Genomic DNA, 17,015 nt, shown 5'->3' with positions numbered 1-17,015 from the left:
TCAATCAATGGGAATGATCTCGCCCGTTTGCTCCATAATGGGATAGCTTACCTGAAGGACGCCATTATGAAATTTCGCTGTAATGTTGCTGCCGTCTGTCGGTTCCGGCAGCAGGATGCGGCGCTCAAACGGCCCATGCTTTCTTTCATACAGCACAATTTCCACATCACTTTCCTTTACTTTTGATTTTGGAGTCCCTTTTATCACCAAATGATTTCGGTTCATCATCAGCTGCACATCTTCTTTATTGATGCCGGGCAGGTCAATCAGGACGATGACCTTCCCGTCTTTTTTAATGATATCTGCCAGCGGGAACTGCGGAGTGTTCTCCAAAGCCGGCGCTGGAGCTGTGCTTGGTTCTGAAGCCGATCCTTGATATGCCCGTTGGCCGGCCTCAGGTGCCTGCCCCTGTGGAGAGGTGCTGCCCATCATGTTCTTTAACGCCTCCAGCTTCTCTGCTCCGTCACCCATAAAAGAATTCATGGCGCCCGGTTCAAAGATATCCTTCCAAAAGCTCGTTCCGTATATGTTTGATGCCAAGTCCATCAGTTGCTTTATTTTTTCCGTGTCCACAGCTTCCCTCCTCATCCATCATAAATTTCACAGAGAGACATATACTTGAAGATAAAAAAGGAGGTGGGCCTTTCGATGCCTGCACCAGTACCTTACGTTAATATTAATATTTTTCTGTTGAAGATAAATTCCTTTGAAAATGCTTCGGCAGTGAACATCGGACAAAATTTGCTGGCCGATTGGCATAATTCCGATAAAAAGAATCAAGGCTACGGCCAAAACTTTGGAGATGGCAGCGACTTTGTTGCAACACGGAGCGCTGTGGATGACCGCGATCAGCTGGATTCTCTGGCATCCTTTGAATCCAATGCGCCACATGTGGGGAGGAAGTGACCATGTTGAATTTCGCGCCAATGATTGTCAACTTTTTAGGCATGAAGATTAATGTAGTGGACCACGATTCCTCTGCCGTAGTCGGTCCTTACCTGCAGGTGGATTCGTTCGTATCAGAAAAACGCAACTATGGCTTCGGTGAGGAGAACGGTGACTTTGTGCTGATCAACATCCCGATTTCTACAGTGACCGATCCCGATGTTCTGGATTCTCCTTCCTCTAAGGCGAGTGTGATATAAATGCTGAAACACAAAAGCATCACCTATCCAAAACGGCAGGTGATGCTTTTGTTTGGTTTATTTTTGCAGGGATTGCTGCTTAACGGCCGCTGGCGGACCTTCGGGACCCTCCTGCATCCAGCTGATGACATATTCTGTATCCGGGGGTGCCATAGCTCCATGGGGCTCCTGCCGCACCCACCTTCCCTGCTCTCCCAGCTCCTCCGCTGCCAGCTCGAAATGGCACATGGCAATGCCGATATCAATGCGCTGCGGGCTGAAGCCGCGCGAAGAGGAGTAGCCCTTTGTGTGGGCCAAATAGAAATGATACCGGTCTCGATCCCGCACGATGCGCCACGGCTGCTTGTTTGAGCCAGACGGCGCCAACCGCACCAGCTCCAGCACTTGGGCAAATGCTCCCGCTTCCTCTGGAGTGAGCGGATGGGTGAAGGCGCGGTCGAAAAATACATCCTGCCATGGCTTGCGTGACTTTGAGCCTGCCGCGGCCCGCATCAGCGATCCGAGAAGATCCCGCCCCCCGCGCGGGTAGCCCAGTGCGATGATGGCCGGGATGTACTCTCCCTCACGAATTTCCAATGCCTTCCCGAACTCACTTCGCGTGAACGTCCCCCCGAGCCAGCACGTTCCCAGTCCAAGGGACGCAGCATACAAAACAGCATGCTCCATGATATAGCCCATATGCTCCAAATCCATTTCGGCCCGTTGTACTGCGGGAACAATAAAGGTGGAAGTGCCGCGAATCACTCCGTATGTGCCGAGTTTCACACCCTTCTCCTGCTCCAGGCTGGGAACATCAATCATCTCCAGACGAATGCCGGCTTTCACTTTGCCGCGCGCCTGCTCCATATAAGTCTCCAGCTGATGCAGCACCTCTTTCGCAATTGGCTCACGATGGTAAGCCCGGACTGATGACCTTGCCCGTACGACTTCTGCCAATGGCACTGTAAATACTTCTATCATACATCCACACGTCCTTTTCCTGCACAATGCAACATGGAGCCTCTCTCGACTATTATGTCCCGTTTACCGACAACCTGCTTGCCGGTACGGGCTGCCCCTCTTCAAATGTATTCCCGGCAATGGAATTCTGCAAGGCTGTCTGTTGCTGCAAAGCAGTTACCTGACTCCAACTATGTACCATACAATGCCGACAGAAAGCACCAGAAACAACAGCACATACATAAGAGTCAGATTGGTGAGATTTCGCTTTACAGACTTGCTGTATTCCGCCTCTACCCGGTTCGCCACAAGAATTGTGCTCACGAGTGAAACCACGCCGATGATCACGACCAATACAAGAGCAAATTTCATTTCTCTTCTCCCCCTGAAACCTTTTCCCTGTTCCACTTATTTGAGATGCGCCGGCCGCTCAAATGCTGCAGCGCTTTTCCTTCATTTTATCACAGAAAAGGAGAACAGGTGCGGGCTTGTTTTAGAATCAACAGACAGACCTTATGGGTTCTGCACAATACTCCGGCCAACAGCAGATGCTTCATTACATCTAGGGGGGCAGAAAAAAAAGGGCATATTTTGCCCTCCTGACAGCTGTTACTTGATTCCGCTGCATCCGCCCTCAAGCGCGCCATCCGCCGCTTCTCAGTTCCTCCAGCTTCTGTCTCAGCATAAACTTCTGGATTTTTCCGCTCGCATTCCTCGGAAGCGCTTCCACAAACATATATTTCCGCGGACGCTTGTAGTTCGCAAGCCTGTCGCTGTTCTTACAGAGCTCATCCAGCTCCTGTTCCGTCACGGACGGGTCTTTTAAGACGACAAACGCCGTCACACGCTCGCCCCATCTGTCATCAGGCTCCCCGATAATGGCAACATCCAAAACGCCCTTATGCTCGTACAGGACGTCCTCCACTTCGCGCGGATAGATGTTTTCTCCTCCCGAAATAATCATATCATCTACTCTATCCTTGACCCAAAGATAGCCGTCTTCATCCAAATATCCGATATCCCCGGAATGGTACCAGCCTTTAAACATCGCTTTCTCCGTCGCTTCCCTGCGGTTAAAATAACCGGTCATCATACACGGGCCTTGAACGATAATTTCCCCGTTCTCTCCAGGCGGCAGAATATCATCCGGATCTGACGGGCCATCCTCCCGTGGACGGACCACCCTGATTTCATGGTTCAGACAGGCTTGGCCGGCGGAACCAGCCCTCGTCAGCTGGTCTTCCTCGGACAACAAGGTGATGGCAGGCCCCATTTCTGTCATCCCGTAGGCCTGCACAAGAGAAATGCCCAGCTGGTCACGGCAGGCACGGACCAAGGCAGGCGCCATTGGGGCTGCCCCGTAGAGGCCAAGCTTCAAGCTGTTTAGCCGATAGCTGCCCAAATCCTCCTGAAGCAGCATATTCCACATTGTAGGAGCGGCAAACAGCTTTGTCACTCCTTCTGATTCAATGGCCTGCAGTGCTTGTTTCGGTTCAAACTGATGCAGAATCACATGCTTTGCGCCCACATGCACACGCGGCAAAAAGGCGCAATGAAGCTCGGCGCAATGAAACATCGGAGCTGCCACAAGGCCAACGTCATCCCGGTGCAGCTTTGTGGCATTGATGAGGAGTACGCTTTGCTCCAGCATGTCCCGATGCAGATGCATCACTCCCTTCGGCCGGCCTGTTGTTCCGCTCGTATACATGATGGCATACAGGTCATCCTCGTGCACCTTGGCAGACATGTCCTGGTCTGAAGCTGCTTCCACCTTTTCACGATAGCTTGCCGCATAAGCAGGCGCTGCCTCATCAATAAACCAAAATGCGGTGCGGGGAAACCGGCTTTCAATGCTGGAGACGACCGGCTCAAGCGCTTTTTCAAACAGAACCACCTTCGGCTCGGCATCCGCCAGAATATAGGCCACCTCCTCCCCCATCAGGCGAAAGTTAATTGGATTGAACACGGCTCCGATTTTGGCGCAGGCAAGAAACACTGTTGCCAGTTCCTCTGTATTAAACAAGAAGGTGGAAACCCGGTCCCCTTTGCCGACTCCCTCTTGCAGGAGGGCATTGGCCAGCTTGTTCACCTCTCTGCTCCACTCGCTGTAGGTGAAGCGGACGTTTTTCCGGACATCATAAAGCGCTTCCTTCTGCGGGTACCTTTTCACCGTGAGATCAAAGATTTTGCCAATCGTTATGCCCATTTGCCTTCCCCCTTCTCAAGTGGGGCGGTGCTGTGATGAAGCAGGAGCTGATGAACCCGCCTCGCCTGCACCGCCTTATAACACTGGTCTTCTCCAATCTGAAGCGCAATCCATCCTCCAGTTCTGACTCGTTGTTCCTATCTTCAGACTGGCTGTCCCACCGTTTCTTTCTGAAAAATCTGAATGATAGCTTTTATTAATTGTACCATCCTATTCCATAAATATTCCAGCCTGAGATAGATGACAAAGAAGCAGGAATTTCTACAAAGCCCACCCTCGTTTCGCTCTTTTTTTCTATTGCTCTATCATAATTGCACTGCACTACAAATCTACTTTGCAACAGATGATGCGGTTGCCGGGCTTATTTTAAGAATTTCCAACAGCTGTTCTGCCATATATGCGGTGCTGTATCTAAATCCGCCTTCCACCCACTCTGTAATCATGCCTAAAATGGAGTAGGCATGATAGCTTCCTTACAATTCACGATTCATTTTGGCAGGCAGAGAATAGCTATGTAAGTCCTGCAGAATTAAATCTCTCAGCACATCTCCAATCCGATTTTGAAAACCAGGCAGAGCCCGTGCTTCTATGACTAGTGTATAGAGCTTGGCATGCCTCTCTACATGTTCAAAGATTTTAATGGCAGAGGCTGTCAGCTTGCCGATTTCCAAGTGAGCCTGGTTTCTGTACGGTTCCCGGTATGAAACAGCCAAATCCGCAAGCACATCTTCCATAAGCCCCTCCAGCAAATCTTCTTTATATTGATAGTGTTTGTAAACGGAACTGTGATTACAGCAGATGCCGGATGGACTGCATATTAACCTTATCCAATCATCAAGCGTGTTGCTGTAAAACGTATGATCACTCATCTGTATATCCCATAAAAAGCCGGCGGTTCCGCCGGCTTTTTATTCCCTCAGACTCCCTGGCCGGCATTTATAATTCTGCTTCCTTCATAGCCTGCTTTAAAAACCGGCTGCCGTACCGGTTACACAGCCTTCCGGCAACAGGACACATAGATTGTTGCAAGAAACAGACTGCTGTTCCACTGTTCTCTGTATGGCTATATTTTATCAAGAAACTCATGTAATGTACCACTTAACTATCTTTATATACGGAAAATATATGAAAATTCTATTCATGACCTTCTGCATCATTACATAACTTAGGCAGGAAATACATGATTCTCCCTTGGATACTGCAGTCCCTTCTGCACTTTCTCCAGCACCACTGCCGTCCGCCGGTCCACCACTGCCCCATCCTCACGAAGCAAGCCAGTGTTCAGTGCATCATCCACAAAGCCGCCGAACTGCTGCCAGGCGCTATGAAATACAAGCTGAAACGAGGACGGATCCTCCAGCTTATGTACATAGCTGTTTTCCGCATGGAAATTGAACAAAAAGGTATACCGCCCCTTGATGAATGCCACTATTTTATCGGACTCATGAATATATAGAAGCTGCGCAGGCTCTTGATGCAGCCCCTCTCTCTTCAAGAAACTCAGCATAGCTGCATCAAAGTGTGCAAGATACTCGTACTTCAGACCTGCATCATCCGCCAGACTCCATTGCCGTCTTGCATATTTGTAGCTCCAGCCATTGCCCTCACGCGGAAAATCAATCCATTCAGGGTGGCCAAATTCATTTCCCATAAAGTTGAGATATCCCTCGCCGCCCGCCGTACAGGTAATAAAGCGCAGGAGTTTATGCAAGGATATAGCCCTCTCCGTTCTCTCATGATGGTCGCCCTTGCTCATATGCCAATATACATCTTGATCTGCCAGCCAGTGCATCAGCGTCTTGTCGCCCACAATGGCTTGGTCATGCGACTCGGTATAGCCAATCACTTTTTCCAGTGGCCGGCGGTTTGTTAATTCATGCCACAATGATCCCAAATGCCAGTGCTCATCCTTTATTCTCATCATTTTAATAAGCAGGTCAGGCAGCCCCATGCCAAGACGATAATCAAAGCCGATGCCCCCATCCGCAATAGGCAGACACATCCCCGGCATCCCGCTCATATCTTCCGCAATCAGCATGCAATTCGGGTTGATTTCCTTTGCAAGCTCCGCAGCCAGCTGCAAATATGCAATGGCCTCCAAATCGGCGTTCATGGAAAAGTATTTATGATAGGCATCGAATGAAACTCCTCTCCCCCGGTGATGATACAGCATAGAGGTCACACCATCAAAACGAAAGCCGTCCAAGCGGTATTCCGTCAGCCAATATTTCACATTGGACAATAAAAAATGCTGCACCTCCGGCTTCCCATAATTAAATAAGCGTGTATGCCAATCAGGATGATGCCCCCTGTTCCCTTGATGGCAAAATTGATAGTCAGTTCCATCAAACTCCGCCAATCCCTCCACTGTATTTTTCACAGTATGTGAGTGTACTAAATCCATAATGACTGCGATTCCCATGCTGTGGGCCCGGTCTACAAGCAGCTTGAATTCCTCAGGTGTGCCGAAGCGGGAGGATACGGCAAAGAAGTTGGAAACCTGATATCCAAAGGAGCCATAATAGGGATGCTCCATGATTGCCATGATTTGAATTGCTGTATAGCCCAGCTTGTGAATGCGGGGCAACACGTGATCCGCGAACTCCAAAAAAGAGGATACCCCCTCTTTTTCGCCGGACATGCCAATATGGCATTCATAAATATAAAGCGGCCGCTGCGGCAAAAACGCTTCATGCCGCCACTCATAGGGAAGAGGCGGACTCCAGATCATCCCGTCAAATACGTTTGAATCTGGGTCCTGCACCACTCTTTTACAATACAGCGGGATGCGGTCGTATGTATGTCCGTTGGCTTTCAGCTTCAGTCTAACCCTTGAACCATGGGGCAAGTCTCCTGTAACGAGCAGCTCCCACACGCCATTTTCCAGCCGCTTCAGCCGATGATTTTCAGGATTCCATTCGTTGAAATCTCCAATGAGGGAAATGGCTTGCGCATTGGGAGCCCACTCTCTGTATGCCCAGCCGGCTTCTGTAGCATGAAAACCGAAATACAGATGGCCGTTGGCAAAGGAAGAAATCGATTGGCCGTCTTCAACAAGACGGCGTCTGTGCGTTTTGTAGCGGTTCATCCGCAGTGCAATGTCAGCAGCAAACGATTTCAAATATGGATCTATTTGTAAAATTCGGTATTCCTGATTCATGATGCAGCCTCCTTTCCTTAATAAAAAATTGAATGCTTCAGAATATCATTCAGCAGGATTGCCCTACTGCTTTCTGCCCCCCAATAAGCAACTCCATCTCTAATTTTTTCCAATTTTCTTCAAAACAAGACGGCTTCCTCTCACTTGAGAGGAACAGCCGATTTCTTCGTTATAGTCCCGCCGCGGCATACATACAGAAATTACGACAAAAACTGCCGGTCTTTTACATTCCCATTACACTTCCATTACATCACAACCGGTGAAGCTCCTGCGTGTTATAACTGATGTGAAGAACACGGGGAGGTCACCAAGAATGAAGGGACGAAGATTACATATTGCTTTGGCGGCAGGATTGCTGCTTACGCCGGCAGCCATGCCAAGCGCACAGGCAGAAAGCGCAGGCTCCATCGAGCAGACGATCCGGCAAAAAGCTGCTGAAAAGCAAGTGCTGCAGGAGCAAATGGATCAATTAAAGGAGCAGGTACAGCAATTTGACCTTGCAATGGAAAAGAACCAGCTTGAACTGGAGCATATTCAAAATGAAATGCATGCAACTGAAGATGCAATTGCCGAAAAGAAACAGAGCATACAACAGCTGCAAATAAAAATAGAACAACGGCAGGATGTTCTCAAAAAAAGACTGGCCGCCTTACAAACCCAGCCAAGGACAAGTATGGTCACTGATATACTTTTGGAAACAAAAAGCTTTGCAGATCTGCTGGACAAGCTGTATTCCGTAAACTTAATTTTCCAATCAGATCAGCAAATTTTAAACCAACAGCAGGAAGACCAGACGCTGCTCGGGCAGCAAATGAAAAGTGTGGAAGAAAAGAAGACCGTCCTCCGCTCACTGAAATCAGACCTGCAAGCAAAGCAAACACAGCTTGAAGAGAATCAGAAGCAGAAGGAAGCTGTCCTGCAAACCCTGCTGCAGCAGTTTCAGCAGACGGTTTCGGAGATGATGAGTGCAGAAGAAGAGAAGCAAGTGCTGCAAGCACAGGCAGCAGCAGCCGCTGCTTTGGCCAGAGAAGCAAAACAAAAGCGCACCTTAACAGTCAGCCCGGCTCCAGTTGCACCGCAAGCAGCCTCACCTTCTGCTTCTGCCGGCTTTATAAAGCCGGCAGCGGGCGCGTACTCCTCCGGCTTCGGTTCGCGCAGTGACGGCAATCATAAAGGCTTGGACATTGCGGCTTCAGGCACAGTCCCGATTGCCGCCGCCGCCGCGGGCACGGTCATCCGGTCCTATTATTCAGCCAGCTACGGCAATGTCGTGTTTATCTCGCATCGGATCCATGGCCAAGCATACACGACAGTGTATGCTCATATGCGCACAAGAACGGTTTCAGCCGGACAATCTGTGTCACAGGGCCAACAAATCGGCATCATGGGGAATACGGGTATGTCAGAGGGGCAGCACCTTCATTTTGAAGTACACGAGGGAGATTGGAATTTGGCAAAGTCCAATGCCGTGGATCCGCGCAAGTATCTCCCCTGATAAAGAAAAGGGTACCTCGGGCAAAGCCCGGGATACCCTTTTCTCCCATTTAACCATTACGGTTTTAACACTACCTTGATGCAGCCATCTGTTCTCGTGTCGAATACTTCATACCCGCGCTTCGCCTCCTGAAGCGGAAGAACATGTGTCACCACATCGCTCGGATCAATTTTCCCTTCATTGATTAACTCATACAAATATGGCATATAAGGAATAACCGGCGCCTGCCCTGTTCTGATGTTCACATTGCGCTGGAAAATGTCCCCCATCGGGAAGGCGTTATAGCGCCCGCCGTATACACCTGTCACTTGGATGGTTCCGCCTTTGCGCACTGCCTGCGAAGCGATGACAAGCCCGCCCATGGCGCCGCCTTGCAGTTTCATCCCCACCGCCAAGAACTCCATCGGTGTCATCTTTCCGCTCATGCCCGAGCAGTCAATGACAATATCCGCGCCGCCCTGGGTCATTTCCTTAATCTGCTCCCCGGCATCTTCAATTCTGCCAAAGTCCACTGTCTCCACCTTGTTTGTCCGTCTGGCATGCTCTAACCGGTAGTCAATGTAGTCCACTGCAATGACCCGCTTGGCACCCTTAAACCAGGCAAACTTCTGCGCCAACAGCCCGACAGGACCGCAGCCGAGAATGACGACTGTATCTCCCGGCTTCATGCCTGAATTCTCTACGCTCCAATATGCAGTGGAGGCTGCATCAGCAAGCAGCACAAGCTTTTCATCCTCCACTTCGCAATTATCCGGAATTTTAAATGGCGTGAAGTTTCCATATGGGATACGCATAAATTCAGCCTGTCCGCCCGCGTAACCGCCCGTTGTTTCCGAATATCCAAAAAACCCGCCCATTTCCCCGTGCGGATTGGAGTTGTCGCACTGACTCGTCAAGTCATGGGTGCAATACCAGCAATGGCCACAGCTGACATTGAATGGGATAATCACCCGGTCCCCGCGCTTTAGCTTTGTCACCTCCGGACCGACCTCTTCCACAATGCCCATCGGCTCATGCCCAATTACATAATCTGTAGGCAGGTTCGGAATCATCGCGTGGAGGAGGTGCAAGTCCGATCCGCAGATGGCGGATGATGTAACCTTGATGATGATATCATCTGCGTTCTTAATGGAGGGATCCTTCACCTCTTTGACCTGTACATTTTTAATTCCTTGATATGTAACTGCCTTCATGCCTCATCCCTCCTCATTTATCAGGTGTTGCAAACATGCCCAGCCTGTCTGTATCGTTTGGATATAGATTCATTTCGGCAATGCCGAGTGCAACCTCCATGGATTTCAAATCCAACTCAATTTGCTTGCCCAAATCATTTGGGTACAGCCACCCTTTTTTCATCATGAGCTGCGACAGCTCCTCATGCAGATTCAGTGCTTCCTCCATTTGTTTGCTCAGCACGTGCCGCAGATCTGCACTTGTTGTTTCTGTCAGTGCAACAGCATAGTTCCGGGCTGTTGTTTTGACAGAAATCAAAAACTCCATTGCAATGGCAGCGTCAGCCAGCTTTGGCATTCCTTCTGCATATTTCGGATCCAAATAATCTTCATTCATCCTGCCATCTCCTCCTTATTACAATGTCCGCGCCTTCAAATACAGCTCTTTCAGTTCCTTCAACGCTGCGGTGGATTGCTGTACGTCTTTTTCCATCAAAGCTTTCAGGTCATTGTCAAAGCAAAGACCTTGCATCAGCTTTGCTTTCATCAGACCGATGGTTTTTATATTTACCATTTCATGCGCATCCATCGTCTCGTGGTATGCTAATCCGTCTCGTTCCATTACTCTGCCCCCATCCGTTTAATAAAATCTCACTACACGCAATCTCCCCCGAAATCTTCTTTTTTATTCGGACAACAGGGTTTCTGCTGCTGACACCGGGCCGGCAGTGCATAATATATTGGGAAACAGGTAACATAAGTGCATACATCCATTCACAAGGGGCGAAAGCTATGATTCATCCTTTAGGACAGCACGAAATGCTAGAGGCACAAGAGATTTTGAATTTCAAAAATGTTTGTGTGACGAAATCTGCGACGATGGACAAGCTGGTGCAGGATGAGGAACTCAAACTCATTCTCTCAGCGGATGCGACACTGGGAAAGAAGCATATTGAGCAGCTGCGCGACTTGCTGACAGCACAGGAGGGACACAAATGACCAATTTATTACAAAAAATTGCGGGTATGGGCAGTATGACAGACCAAGTCATCGCCTCTGACTTTTTGATTACCGCCAAATCCGGCGTAAGAAATTTGGCGTTTGCTGTGACCGAAGTGGGAAATCCTGAGCTCAAGGCTGTGCTCCGCCAGCAGCTGCGGGATGCAGTCGCAACACATGAAACCATCAGCAAATATATGGAGGCAAAAGGCTATTATCATCCGTATGATCCAAACGAGCAGCTGCAGGTCAATTTGCAGGCTGCAGAAACAGCAATCCTCCTGGCAGATTAATTGCACAAACAAGACCCCTGCTCTTCTTCAGGGGTCTTCATTGCCGCTGCTGATTCCCTCATCCTTTTCCGGCAGTTTTCCTGTTTTGCACGTTGTAATCCCTTACCTTCAATTCATTGCCATTTACTTACAAGGTACTTTGCCTTATATTTAATATAGTTAAGAATTTACAATGTAAAATAAAGGGGGACTTATTACAATGTTCAATCATATTATGGTGTATTTGTTCAGCGCTTCCGCTGCCTCTGTATTCAGCTATCAAGCCTTTGCCATTACACGTGCTTTTGCAGACTTATTCCAATAATGAGCTGATTCCCATCCCCGCCCGCATGCTCTGCAACAGGGGGACGCTGCCAATACCCCTATTGCAGAGCGGGCCGCCAACAGCTGCGTCCACAAGCAGCCCCTTCCCTACATAAAAAAGCTAAGGATTGCCACTGACTCATCCTTAGCTTCCGCTTTCTTATTGAAACCGCACACCAATGCCGCAGGAGCCCATTGCAGGCAATCTGGCTGCATCAATTCATGTAGCGGTATTCCCGCAAACGATTGAGAATCGAAATTTCCTGCAATAGCTCCTCGCCGATATTCGTTTCTCTAACCTTTTTTCTCTTTACTTCCTGATCCACCAGTCTTTTGACCGATAAAACATCCGTTCCGTCACGCAAAACGTCTTCCTTCGAATTAAAATGCTTATGGGCAACCAACTGCATGCCGTAGGAATTGTAGAGAAGGGTATAGCCAGCTATGCCGGTTGTCGATTGATAGGCCTTGGAAAACCCGCCATCAATTACAATCATCTTTCCATTTGCCTTTACCGGATTTTCCCCATCAATTTCCTTAACCGGCGTATGACCGTTTATGATATGGCCCTGATCTGGATTCAGCTCAAATTCAGCCAGGATTTTGCGGCAGATTTCTTCCTTTTCGCGCAAATGGTAGTATGGATTCTTGATTTCTTTATGTGTTTTCTTATCCTTGATAAAGTATCTCTCAAAGGTTGTCATTTCTCTTTTTCCAAAGAGCGAAGAATATTCTCCGGTCCATAAGTACCAGACCATATCTGTTGCCAAATCATTTGTCTCTTCGGGATGTGCGAAGGAATGCCGCAGGTAACGCTCGAAAATATCAAGCAAATCACGGCCCGAATACGTTTTACCCTCGATTGTCATTTTTTCCATATTCCCTTCCTCATCCAGGGGAATACAGCCGTGTATCAACAAGTTCCCGTTGTATTTCAGATACAGGCTCCCTTTCTTCATCAGGAAATTCATATGTCTGGCCAATTTCTCCGAATGCTGGACCGCAAACAGCAGCCGTTCCATCACCTGCTGTTCTTCCTCCAATAATTGGTCAGGCTGTTGCGGATTCACTGTTGCAAAGCAGCTGTTTTCCAACGGATATGTCTTCCCGCGAAGCGTAATCTCGTTCTTCTCATAATCAATTTTTTCAAGCAAGAGCCTTTCAGACATATTGAAGTACGGACGTCTCTTTATAATCGGCATTTCCAGCTTGAACTGTATCATCGCAATAGCCTGGTGAATTTTTGTAATTTGCAGCTTTTCATGATCGGTCAGCTGTTTGTCTGCATGGGCCTTAGGTCTGAAAGCCGGGTTGTCCCCATAGTATCTCTCCGCCAGATTCAGCAGCGGCCTCAGATTAATTCCATATACATCTTCAATAATATCCAAGTTGTCATATCTGGCACAAATACGAATAATATTCGCAAGGCAAACCATCGAGCCGGAAAAAGCGCCCAGCCACAGTACATCATGGTTGCCCCACTGAATATCCACAGAATGATAATGAATTAGGGTATCCATAATTTTATCCGGCTCCGGCCCGCGGTCATAAATGTCCCCGACTACATGCAGATGGTCCACAACCAATCGCTGCGTCGTGTAAGCGAGTCCTGTAATCAGCTTGTCCGCTTGCCCCAAAGAGATAATCTGCTGCACAATTTCTGTGTAATACTGCTCTTTATTTGTAGACTTATTCGCCTTATACAGCAGCTCCTCGATAATATAAACAAACTGGCTCGGCAGTGCTTTACGCAGCTTCGAACGTGTATATTTGGAGGAGGCATGTGAAATCAGACGGATCATCCGCTCAATGATGACTGTATACCATTGGTGTAATTCTTCCTCATTCCCAAAATCATTTTTTACCAGCTGCAACTTCTCTTCAGGATAATACACCAATGTCGCAAATTCGTTAATTTCTTTTTCAAATAAAACATCTTGAAACAAGTCCCGGATCTTCTCTCTGACATTTCCGGAGCCATTTCTGAGCACATGCTGAAAGGCTTGGTACTCCCCGTGCAGATCACTGACAAAATGCTCCGTCCCTTTGGGCAAATTGAGGATCGCTTCCAAATTAATAATCTCTGTGACCACTTTCTCCTCGCTATCATACTTTTGGGCCAATAAATCCAGATATTTTGTATTCAAGCTATGTATCCCCCTTTTCAACTCCTGCACCCATTCTTCAGCTAACCTATATCTCTCATACTTATATCATAAAAGAAAGTGAGTCGGGAAGATATAATTATCAGTCAACATTTCTATTTTCTATGCCTGCATGCGCACCTATGATGCTGAGATATAGACACAAAGCAGCAGATATGCCAAAAGCGGCAGGTACTGGTTGTTCCTGCCGCTTTTAACATATGATTGCTGTTCGCGCCCCCTCACGAAGCCTGCTTTTTCTGCAAATTCCGCTTGCTGCGGTTTGCTTGTGCCTGCAGCACACCATACATCACTGCTCCTGCAGCGATAATGATTGCGCTATATCCGTATAAGGAGCGGAAGGAAACATGCACCGCCAGCAAGCCAACCAGGAAGGAGCCGATACCGATGCCAAAGTCGAAAATGGATAAGAAGGTGGCAGTCGCCGCTCCCCGTCTGGCCGGAGACGCACCTTGTATGGCGATGGTCTGAAAGCTTGGGAACAATGTGCCCCAGCCCAGGCCAATCAAACCGGCTGCAGTCAGAAAGCCTGCTGCCGCTTCCGCCTGACTGAGCAGCAGCATACCGGCTGCAAAGCAAAAAAAGGCCGGATATACGATGCTGTTTGCCCCATAGCGGTCATACAATCTTCCTGTGAACGGACGGGACAGCAGCAGAACCGCCGCATACACCACAAAGAAGTAACTGGATACAGACTCCAGGCCAATTTTCTTTGCGTACACAGACACAAAAGAAAGGATGGATGCGTATACAAGGGCGAATACCGCTGCAATAAGCGAGATGCGGAGGGCGGACATTTCAAGTATACTTGCTTTGGCGGCTGGGCGTACGGAGCTTTGTTCCGGCACCCGGATCAAGAATGCAGCTGCGAGTGCTCCCGCAGCGAAGAGGAAGCTGAGCAAAAACATAACGCCGCCGCCCCATTTGTGCAGCGCGGTCAGTCCGAGAAACGGACCGAGCACCATGGCAAGGTTCATGGACATGGCATAATAGCCCATCCCTTCTCCCCTCCTGGAGTCAGGAACAATTGCCGCCACAATGGAGCCGGCTGCAGTAGTGGCCATCCCAAATCCAATACCTTGAAGGAACCGGAGAAGCAACAGGCCTGCCATGGAGCTGGGCAGCGTGTATAAGGAGGCCATCCCGGCAAAGATGACCAGAGACAGCAAAAACACACGGTGGGTGCCGAAGCGCTCCATCCACCGCCCGGCAAGGGGCCGGACAAGGATTGCTGCAACCAAAAATACGGTCACAATGAGGCCTGCCTCCGATTCACGGCCGTGCAGGCTTTGGATGGAGTAAATCGGCAGTACAACAAGTAAATAATAGAATGCTAAAAACAGAAAAAAACTGCTGGCTGACACACTGACAAAGTTTCGTGTCCATAATCGGGCACTTTTCATAGAATCTCTCCTTTCAATTGCCGGAGCCAAAACTGCAAGGAATCACTCAGCTCCTGCTGCAGCAGTTCAGGAATCTGCCGCAGCGTCTTTTCATGCACCCGGGAAATCGCGCTCTCCCAGACGGGGAATGCGGCAACAGCCGCTTCTGTGAGCTCCACATATTTCGCCCGCTTATCCTCTCCGGCAACCTGCTGCACATAGCCTTGCTTGACAAGGCGCTGGACCACACGTGTCATGGGCGGAGCCTCTACGGCCAAGTGGCGGCACAGAGCACTCTGGGTCAACGGGCCAACATTGTGCAGAACATATAAAACAGACCACTGGGCGCTGTAAATCCCCAGCGGCTGCAGCTCTTCATTCACCTGCCTCGTCAGTTCACGGGACAGCTGATGTACGGAATGAAATAAGTGATGCTGCATAAATCCTCCTCTAAAAAGCAAATATATTTACCCAGGTAATTATATCGGTATGGAGACAAGAAAAGCAATGCCGAAATTCCCCCCTTAAAAAACAGCCCGTATCATGACAAGTGATTCCGTCTCCCTGTCTCTAGGAAAGTGCCGCGAGTATGCCAAGCGCCTCCTTGCCGGGGCCGCTCTTCCTATGACCTGTACCAGTCTGCACGTTCCATATGCGCGAAAGGAATGTCCGTGTCAATATCTCCTTCCATCCGCTGAACCGGGACGTTCTCCCCCTGCAGCCAGCTATGAAAATGAAATTCTACCGGCTCCCGATTTCCCCCAAACGCAACCCACGCTTTCATCTCTCTCGGGAAATAGGCAGAGGTATGGATGGTTCCTGCCCAGCTTCCATAGAGCTTGGAGAACACACCTTGGTCTGTGTCGTTCAAAAGCCTGAAGGCCTCATATCCGCTTAAACCCTGTGCCTGTCTCTGCTCCATTGCTTGCAGCCTGTTCTTGGAATCCTCCAGCACGTGGCGGTTCTCTTCGGTCATAATCTGAAAATGGTTGGTACAGGAATACCCCTGCCGGACCTCCACCCTTCTCGGAGAAGTCTCTACAATATACGGCATGTCACAGCCCCCGTCATATAAAACGTAGCTGAAGGAGCCCCGGTGCGGAATTTCCTTCAGCAAATCTGCAGCCTGCCCCGCATTGCCGCAAAGCTCCAGAATGAGCCTGCCGATCATGTGACAGATAAAACCGTCACTGGGGCGTTTTCGGTTCATGAAGGTATAGCCCATCGCCAGTCCTTTTTCATTCATGCCGTCGCATCTGCCTGTAATTTTCTGGCTCAGTCCGACGTTTGCATAGCCGCCATCTGTCGGCTGATACAAAATATAACGCCCATCATAAGTTTTCGGGTGATAATCATAATTGCGGACTAAATAATGATCTCCCGCATAGATGGAACAGCCTGACGGATGCATATTGATTCGATAGCCGCCAAACTCCAGCAGCACTCTTTCCATCGGCCACTTCAATGCATCCTGCAGCCCCAACAGCTCCTCCCAAATCACAGGGGCCCACTGCTGGAAGATCTGCTTGCTTTCCTCCACATCTATCCGAAACAGCGGTTTTCTTACCTTCCATTGCCGCTCCCGATTTTGGACCAAAAGCGAATCAATCAGCAATTCTCCTTGCTTCAAACCGAAATCATAATGTGTGCCGCGGAATTGAATCACATCTGCAAATACTCTTTTCACTACTGTCGCCCTCCCATTTGCTGTAGGATTGTCATTGCCGTCCCGGGTCTTCCTCCTTATTGTAGACTG

Annotated in this window: 19 protein-coding genes and 1 pseudogene; 6 read left to right on the top strand and 14 right to left on the bottom strand. The window is 49.1% G+C overall.

Translation table 11 applies throughout. The annotated features are described in order from the left end of the window. Entirely contained in the window at nucleotides 1-573 is a 573-nt protein-coding gene (locus NK662_RS12155) for an Hsp20/alpha crystallin family protein (RefSeq protein WP_254759201.1), read from the bottom strand. A 75-nt stretch (nucleotides 574-648) separates the two neighbouring features. Between NK662_RS12155 and NK662_RS12150 the strand changes: the two genes are divergently transcribed. Together NK662_RS12150 and NK662_RS12145 are read left to right on the top strand one after the other, a co-directional pair. Further along, complete coding sequence (locus NK662_RS12150; protein ID WP_254759200.1) at nucleotides 649-906, top strand: hypothetical protein; 258 nt, start codon at nucleotides 649-651, stop codon at nucleotides 904-906. Nucleotides 907-908: 2 nt separating this feature from the next. After that, nucleotides 909-1,145, top strand: a complete 237-nt coding sequence (locus NK662_RS12145; RefSeq protein ID WP_438503614.1) for a hypothetical protein — start codon at nucleotides 909-911, stop codon at nucleotides 1,143-1,145. 57 nt (nucleotides 1,146-1,202) lie between these two features. On the opposite strand, the gene NK662_RS12140 is transcribed toward NK662_RS12145, so the two are convergent. The 3 genes from NK662_RS12140 to NK662_RS12130 form a co-directional block, all read right to left on the bottom strand. Further along, entirely contained in the window at nucleotides 1,203-2,105 is a 903-nt protein-coding gene (locus tag NK662_RS12140; RefSeq protein WP_254759199.1) for a nitroreductase family protein, read from the bottom strand. A gap of 156 nt (nucleotides 2,106-2,261) precedes the next feature. Beyond that, nucleotides 2,262-2,456: a hypothetical protein gene (locus NK662_RS12135; RefSeq protein ID WP_254759198.1), complete on the bottom strand. Its 195-nt coding sequence runs from the start codon at nucleotides 2,454-2,456 to the stop codon at nucleotides 2,262-2,264. A 262-nt stretch (nucleotides 2,457-2,718) separates the two neighbouring features. Further along, nucleotides 2,719-4,290: a fatty acid--CoA ligase gene (locus NK662_RS12130; RefSeq protein WP_254759197.1), complete on the bottom strand. Its 1,572-nt coding sequence runs from the start codon at nucleotides 4,288-4,290 to the stop codon at nucleotides 2,719-2,721. A 35-nt stretch (nucleotides 4,291-4,325) separates the two neighbouring features. On the opposite strand from NK662_RS12130, the gene NK662_RS12125 reads away from it, so the two are divergent. Then, entirely contained in the window at nucleotides 4,326-4,490 is a 165-nt protein-coding gene (locus NK662_RS12125) for a hypothetical protein (RefSeq protein ID WP_254759196.1), read from the top strand. Nucleotides 4,491-4,619: 129 nt separating this feature from the next. On the opposite strand, the pseudogene NK662_RS24400 reads toward NK662_RS12125, so the two are convergent. From NK662_RS24400 to NK662_RS12115, 3 genes and pseudogenes are all read right to left on the bottom strand, one after another. Continuing rightward, nucleotides 4,620-4,748 (bottom strand): annotated as a pseudogene (locus tag NK662_RS24400) (TetR-like C-terminal domain-containing protein); the annotation flags it as partial. A gap of 15 nt (nucleotides 4,749-4,763) precedes the next feature. Next, on the bottom strand, nucleotides 4,764-5,024 hold the full coding sequence (locus tag NK662_RS12120) for a TetR-like C-terminal domain-containing protein (protein ID WP_254759195.1): 261 nt from the start codon (nucleotides 5,022-5,024) through the stop codon (nucleotides 4,764-4,766). A 431-nt stretch (nucleotides 5,025-5,455) separates the two neighbouring features. After that, nucleotides 5,456-7,450 (bottom strand): alpha-amylase family glycosyl hydrolase, encoded by a 1,995-nt coding sequence (locus tag NK662_RS12115; protein WP_254759194.1) that lies wholly within the window; start codon nucleotides 7,448-7,450, stop codon nucleotides 5,456-5,458. A 313-nt stretch (nucleotides 7,451-7,763) separates the two neighbouring features. Between NK662_RS12115 and NK662_RS12110 the strand changes: the two genes are divergently transcribed. Next, nucleotides 7,764-8,945: a murein hydrolase activator EnvC family protein gene (locus NK662_RS12110; RefSeq protein ID WP_254759193.1), complete on the top strand. Its 1,182-nt coding sequence runs from the start codon at nucleotides 7,764-7,766 to the stop codon at nucleotides 8,943-8,945. Between the two features lie 56 nt (nucleotides 8,946-9,001). On the opposite strand, the gene NK662_RS12105 is transcribed toward NK662_RS12110, so the two are convergent. Genes NK662_RS12105 through NK662_RS12095 form a run of 3 tightly spaced genes read right to left on the bottom strand, consistent with a single transcriptional unit; the run spans nucleotide 9,002 to nucleotide 10,739 of the window. After that, a complete protein-coding gene (locus NK662_RS12105) occupies nucleotides 9,002-10,138 on the bottom strand; it encodes a zinc-dependent alcohol dehydrogenase (RefSeq protein ID WP_254759192.1) in 1,137 nt (378 codons plus the stop codon). Between the two features lie 13 nt (nucleotides 10,139-10,151). Next, nucleotides 10,152-10,514 carry a spore coat protein gene (locus NK662_RS12100; RefSeq protein ID WP_254759191.1) on the bottom strand — a complete coding sequence of 121 codons (363 nt, stop codon included), beginning with the start codon at nucleotides 10,512-10,514 and terminating at the stop codon, nucleotides 10,152-10,154. Nucleotides 10,515-10,532: 18 nt separating this feature from the next. Beyond that, the gene (locus tag NK662_RS12095; protein ID WP_254759190.1) at nucleotides 10,533-10,739 is read right to left on the bottom strand and encodes a spore coat protein; all 207 of its coding nucleotides are present in this window, start codon (nucleotides 10,737-10,739) and stop codon (nucleotides 10,533-10,535) included. A 170-nt stretch (nucleotides 10,740-10,909) separates the two neighbouring features. On the opposite strand from NK662_RS12095, the gene NK662_RS12090 reads away from it, so the two are divergent. Both NK662_RS12090 and NK662_RS12085 read left to right on the top strand, forming a co-directional pair. After that, entirely contained in the window at nucleotides 10,910-11,116 is a 207-nt protein-coding gene (locus NK662_RS12090) for a hypothetical protein (protein WP_254759189.1), read from the top strand. Beyond that, the gene (locus tag NK662_RS12085; protein ID WP_254759188.1) at nucleotides 11,113-11,409 is read left to right on the top strand and encodes a spore coat protein; all 297 of its coding nucleotides are present in this window, start codon (nucleotides 11,113-11,115) and stop codon (nucleotides 11,407-11,409) included. The genes NK662_RS12090 and NK662_RS12085 overlap by 4 nt, the downstream gene beginning before the upstream one ends. A 518-nt stretch (nucleotides 11,410-11,927) precedes the next feature. Here NK662_RS12085 and fbp read toward each other — a convergent pair. The 4 genes from fbp to NK662_RS12065 all read right to left on the bottom strand — a co-directional run bounded on the left by fbp (nucleotide 11,928) and on the right by NK662_RS12065 (nucleotide 16,946). After that, nucleotides 11,928-13,859, bottom strand: a complete 1,932-nt coding sequence (gene fbp, locus NK662_RS12080; protein ID WP_254759187.1) for a fructose-1,6-bisphosphatase — start codon at nucleotides 13,857-13,859, stop codon at nucleotides 11,928-11,930. A 239-nt stretch (nucleotides 13,860-14,098) separates the two neighbouring features. Beyond that, complete coding sequence (locus NK662_RS12075) at nucleotides 14,099-15,280, bottom strand: MFS transporter (RefSeq protein ID WP_254759186.1); 1,182 nt, start codon at nucleotides 15,278-15,280, stop codon at nucleotides 14,099-14,101. Next, nucleotides 15,277-15,699: a MarR family winged helix-turn-helix transcriptional regulator gene (locus NK662_RS12070; RefSeq protein WP_254759185.1), complete on the bottom strand. Its 423-nt coding sequence runs from the start codon at nucleotides 15,697-15,699 to the stop codon at nucleotides 15,277-15,279. Before NK662_RS12070 ends, NK662_RS12075 begins: the two co-directional genes overlap by 4 nt. A gap of 182 nt (nucleotides 15,700-15,881) precedes the next feature. Further along, nucleotides 15,882-16,946 carry a C45 family autoproteolytic acyltransferase/hydrolase gene (locus NK662_RS12065; protein WP_254759184.1) on the bottom strand — a complete coding sequence of 355 codons (1,065 nt, stop codon included), beginning with the start codon at nucleotides 16,944-16,946 and terminating at the stop codon, nucleotides 15,882-15,884. Between the last annotated feature and the right edge of the window lie 69 nt (nucleotides 16,947-17,015).

Source organism: Ectobacillus ponti (assembly GCF_024294785.1).
In the GTDB taxonomy this organism is placed as follows: Bacteria; Bacillota; Bacilli; order Bacillales; family Bacillaceae_G; genus Ectobacillus; species Ectobacillus ponti.
The sequence above is the reverse complement of the archived record's forward strand: the minus strand, read 5'-3'. Positions and strand labels throughout refer to the sequence as shown.

Bases quoted from the DNA above. Each gene is read 5' to 3' on its own strand.
- NK662_RS12150 (WP_254759200.1), top strand. From the start codon at position 649: ATGCCTGCACCAGTACCTTACGTTAATATTAATATTTTTCTGTTGAAG.
- NK662_RS12145 (WP_438503614.1), top strand. From the start codon at position 909: ATGTTGAATTTCGCGCCAATGATTGTCAACTTTTTAGGCATGAAGATT.
- NK662_RS12140 (WP_254759199.1), bottom strand. From the start codon at position 2,105: ATGATAGAAGTATTTACAGTGCCATTGGCAGAAGTCGTACGGGCAAGG.
- NK662_RS12135 (WP_254759198.1), bottom strand. From the start codon at position 2,456: ATGAAATTTGCTCTTGTATTGGTCGTGATCATCGGCGTGGTTTCACTC.
- NK662_RS12130 (WP_254759197.1), bottom strand. From the start codon at position 4,290: ATGGGCATAACGATTGGCAAAATCTTTGATCTCACGGTGAAAAGGTAC.
- NK662_RS12125 (WP_254759196.1), top strand. From the start codon at position 4,326: ATGAAGCAGGAGCTGATGAACCCGCCTCGCCTGCACCGCCTTATAACA.
- NK662_RS12120 (WP_254759195.1), bottom strand. From the start codon at position 5,024: ATGGAAGATGTGCTTGCGGATTTGGCTGTTTCATACCGGGAACCGTAC.
- NK662_RS12115 (WP_254759194.1), bottom strand. From the start codon at position 7,450: ATGAATCAGGAATACCGAATTTTACAAATAGATCCATATTTGAAATCG.
- NK662_RS12110 (WP_254759193.1), top strand. From the start codon at position 7,764: ATGAAGGGACGAAGATTACATATTGCTTTGGCGGCAGGATTGCTGCTT.
- NK662_RS12105 (WP_254759192.1), bottom strand. From the start codon at position 10,138: ATGAAGGCAGTTACATATCAAGGAATTAAAAATGTACAGGTCAAAGAG.
- NK662_RS12100 (WP_254759191.1), bottom strand. From the start codon at position 10,514: ATGAATGAAGATTATTTGGATCCGAAATATGCAGAAGGAATGCCAAAG.
- NK662_RS12095 (WP_254759190.1), bottom strand. From the start codon at position 10,739: ATGGAACGAGACGGATTAGCATACCACGAGACGATGGATGCGCATGAA.
- NK662_RS12090 (WP_254759189.1), top strand. From the start codon at position 10,910: ATGATTCATCCTTTAGGACAGCACGAAATGCTAGAGGCACAAGAGATT.
- NK662_RS12085 (WP_254759188.1), top strand. From the start codon at position 11,113: ATGACCAATTTATTACAAAAAATTGCGGGTATGGGCAGTATGACAGAC.
- NK662_RS12075 (WP_254759186.1), bottom strand. From the start codon at position 15,280: ATGAAAAGTGCCCGATTATGGACACGAAACTTTGTCAGTGTGTCAGCC.
- NK662_RS12070 (WP_254759185.1), bottom strand. From the start codon at position 15,699: ATGCAGCATCACTTATTTCATTCCGTACATCAGCTGTCCCGTGAACTG.